The sequence below is a fragment of the Nocardia sp. NPDC004722 genome, from assembly GCF_053601505.1.
On the sequence record NZ_JBSGBY010000795.1, the window covers coordinates 1 to 3249 of the forward strand.

A 3249-nucleotide genomic window follows, 5' to 3' on the forward strand; every position below is an offset into this window, starting at 1 on the left:
GCCACGAACAGAATGCGGACGAGATTGGCGTTCCAGCCCAGGTATTCGGCAAGACCGCCGCACACGCCGCCGATCCAACTGTCGGTGCTGGAGCGGGTCAGGCGCTTCGGGCTCTGGGTCGGGTATTCGGGGGCCGGTGTCGGAAACGGTGTAGTCATGACTCCACTGTGCCGAGTTCGCTCACCGCCCACATCGGTCCCGCGCCCCATTCCGACCCTGAACTTTCCGAGGGCCGACGTCAGGGTGACACCCTGAGCACGGCAGAATCGCCCTGGTGAGCACCACTCTGCATGCGCGCGGCCTGGCCGCCGGACACGGCGAGCGGACCCTGTTCTCCGACCTGGACCTGATCCTCGCCCCCGGCGACGTGATCGGGCTGGTCGGCGTGAACGGGGCCGGTAAATCCACCCTGCTGCGCCTGCTCGCGGACGGCGACGCCCCCGAGGGCGAGATCGTGCTGAGCCCGCCCGACGCCACCGTCGGCTATCTGGCCCAGGAACCCGAACGCCTCGCGGGCGAGACCGTGCTCGAATTTCTGCGCCGCCGAACAGGTGTCGCCGAAGCCCAGCAGACCATGGACGCCGCCGCGGAACGCCTCGCCGACGGCGGCGAGGACGAGTTCTCCCCCGCCCTGGAGCGCTGGCTCGCCCTCGGCGGCGCGGATCTCGAGCAGCGCGCCGAGGAGACCGCCGCCGACCTCGGGCTCGCCGACAGCCTCCCGCACGGCCTCGACACCCCCATGACCGTGCTGTCGGGCGGTCAGGCCGCCCGCGCCGGGCTGGCCTCGGTCCTGTTGTCCCGCTTCGACATCCTGTTGCTCGACGAGCCCACCAATGATCTCGACCTGGACGGCCTGGCCCGCCTGGAGCAGTTCGTGACCGGCGTCCGCGAGCCCCTCATGGTGATCAGCCACGATCGGGAGTTCCTGGCGCGCACCGTGAATCGCATCGTGGAGCTGGACCTGGCGCAGCAGCAGGTCGGCATCTACGACGGCGGCTACGAGTCGTATCTGGAGGAGCGCGCGATCGCCCGCCGCCACGCCCGCGAGGCCTACGACGAGTACGCCGACACCAAATCCGGTCTGGAAGCCCGCGCGAATATGCAGCGCAACTGGCTCGAGCACGGCGTCCGCAATGCCCGCCGCAAGTCGAAGGGCGACTCGGACAAGATGGGTCGCAAGGCCCGCGCGGAGTCCACCGAGAAGCAAGCCTCCAAGATCAAGCAGACGGTCAAGCGCATCGAACGCCTGGACGTGGTCGAGGAACCGCGCAAAGAGTGGGAGCTGCGGATGTCCATCGCCGCCGCCCCGCGCAGCGGCGCGGTGGTCGCGACTCTGTCCGGCGCCACGCTCAGCCGCGGCGAGTTCACCCTGGGACCGGTGACGGTGCAGGTGGATTGGGGCGATCGCATCGTGCTGACCGGCGCGAACGGCTCCGGCAAATCCACGCTGCTGGCACTGCTGCTCGGAAAGACGAAGCCGGACAGCGGATCCGCCGCGCTCGGTTCGGGCGTCGCCATCGGCGAGGTCGATCAGGCTCGCGGATTGTTCCGCGGCACAGCCACTCTCGCCGATACCTTCAGCGCCGAGGTCCCCGACTGGAACGAGCCCGACGTCCGCACCCTGCTCGCGAAATTCGGTCTCCGCGGCCCACATGTGATGCGCCCCAACGACACGCTGTCACCGGGCGAGCGCACCCGGGCCGCCCTCGCGCTCCTGCAGGCCCGAGGCGTGAACCTGCTGGTCCTCGACGAGCCGACCAACCATCTGGACCTGCCCGCCATCGAGCAACTGGAGCAGGCCGTCGAATCCTTCGAGGGTACGGTCCTGCTCGTCACCCACGACCGCCGCATGCTCGACAACGTGCGAGCCACCCGCCGCTGGCACATGGACGCCGGGCAGCTCACCGAAGGGCAGTAATCAGACCGCCGCGACCAGCTTGGCGAGGTTGTCGGCCAGGTTGTGGGCCTGGGCCTGGTCGGTGGCCTCCACCATGACGCGGACCAGCTGTTCGGTTCCGCTGGGCCGCAACAGGATTCGACCGGTCTCACCCAGCAGGGCCTCGGCCTCGGCGACGGCGGCGAGCACCGCCGGGGCGGACGCGACCGCGGCCTTGTCGGAGACCGGGACGTTCACCAGCACCTGCGGGACGGTCTGCACGATGCCCGCCAGTTCCGCCAGGCTACTGCCGGTTTCGGCCATCCGCGCCATCAGTTTCAGACCGGTGAGCACACCGTCGCCGGTGGTGCCGAACTTGGGGAACACCACGTGGCCGGACTGCTCGCCACCGAGGGTGTAGCCGCCCGCGCGCAGGTCCTCGAGGACGTAGCGGTCGCCGACGGCGGTGGTGCGCACCGTGATTCCGGCCGCGCGCATGGCGATGTGCAGGCCGAGGTTGCTCATGACGGTGGCGACCAGCGTGTTGGCGGCCAGCTCGCCGGAGTCGCGCATGGCCACGGCCAGCACGGCCATGATGGCGTCGCCGTCGACGATCGCGCCGGTGGCGTCCACGGCCAGGCAGCGGTCGGCGTCGCCGTCGAGCGCCAGGCCCAGATCCGCACCGTGCTCACGAACCGCCTGCTGAACCTGCGCCAGATGCGTCGAGCCGCACCCGTCGTTGATGTTCAGGCCGTCGGGCTCGGCATTGATGGCGATGACCGTCGCGCCCGCCTCCCGGAACGCGGCCGGGCCGACCTCGGAGGCCGCGCCGTGCGCGCAATCCACGACCACGGTGATTCCGCGCAGGTCGCGGCCGGTGGCCTGGACCAGATGCTCGACGTAGCGCTCGTGGGTGCCCTCGAGGCTGTAGCGATCGTGCACGTCGTACACGTGCCCGCCCAGCCCGGGCCGTCCCAGCACGCGGCCGATGGCGGCGCCGGTGGGCCGATGGAACGTGCCCTCGGCGATGAGCGCCTCGATGCGGTCCTCGATGGCGTCGTCCAGCTTGTGCCCGCCCGCGGCGAAGATCTTGATGCCGTTGTCCGGCATGGGATTGTGCGAGGCGGAGATCACGACGCCCAGGCAGGCGTCGTACACGCCGGTCAGGTAGGCGACGGCGGGCGTCGGCAGCACGCCGACCGACAGCACGTCCACCCCGGCGGCGGTGAGGCCCGCGGTGACCACGGCCTCCAGCATCTCGCCGCTGGCGCGCGCCACCACCAGACCCGCGATGTGCGGCGAGCCGTGCTTGGCGTGGGTGCGGCCGACGGTCCGCTTGAGCACGGGGAACACGCCCTCACGACCCAGCGCGT

Annotated in this window: 3 protein-coding genes; 1 reads left to right on the forward strand and 2 read right to left on the reverse strand. The window is 70.5% G+C overall.

The annotated features are described in order from the left end of the window. Positions 1 to 209: PspC domain-containing protein (locus ACWELQ_RS41990; protein WP_452402556.1), on the reverse strand; the 209-nt coding region annotated here is incomplete at its 3' end. A gap of 65 nt (positions 210 to 274) precedes the next feature. Here ACWELQ_RS41990 and ACWELQ_RS41995 point away from each other — a divergent pair. Further along, positions 275 to 1918 (forward strand): ABC-F family ATP-binding cassette domain-containing protein, encoded by a 1644-nt coding sequence (locus ACWELQ_RS41995; protein ID WP_452402557.1) that lies wholly within the window; start codon positions 275 to 277, stop codon positions 1916 to 1918. Here the strand turns inward: ACWELQ_RS41995 and glmM are convergent, their stop codons facing one another. Beyond that, complete coding sequence (gene glmM, locus ACWELQ_RS42000; protein WP_452402558.1) at positions 1919 to 3244, reverse strand: phosphoglucosamine mutase; 1326 nt, start codon at positions 3242 to 3244, stop codon at positions 1919 to 1921. It abuts the gene before it with no gap. Positions 3245 to 3249 lie beyond the last annotated feature (5 nt).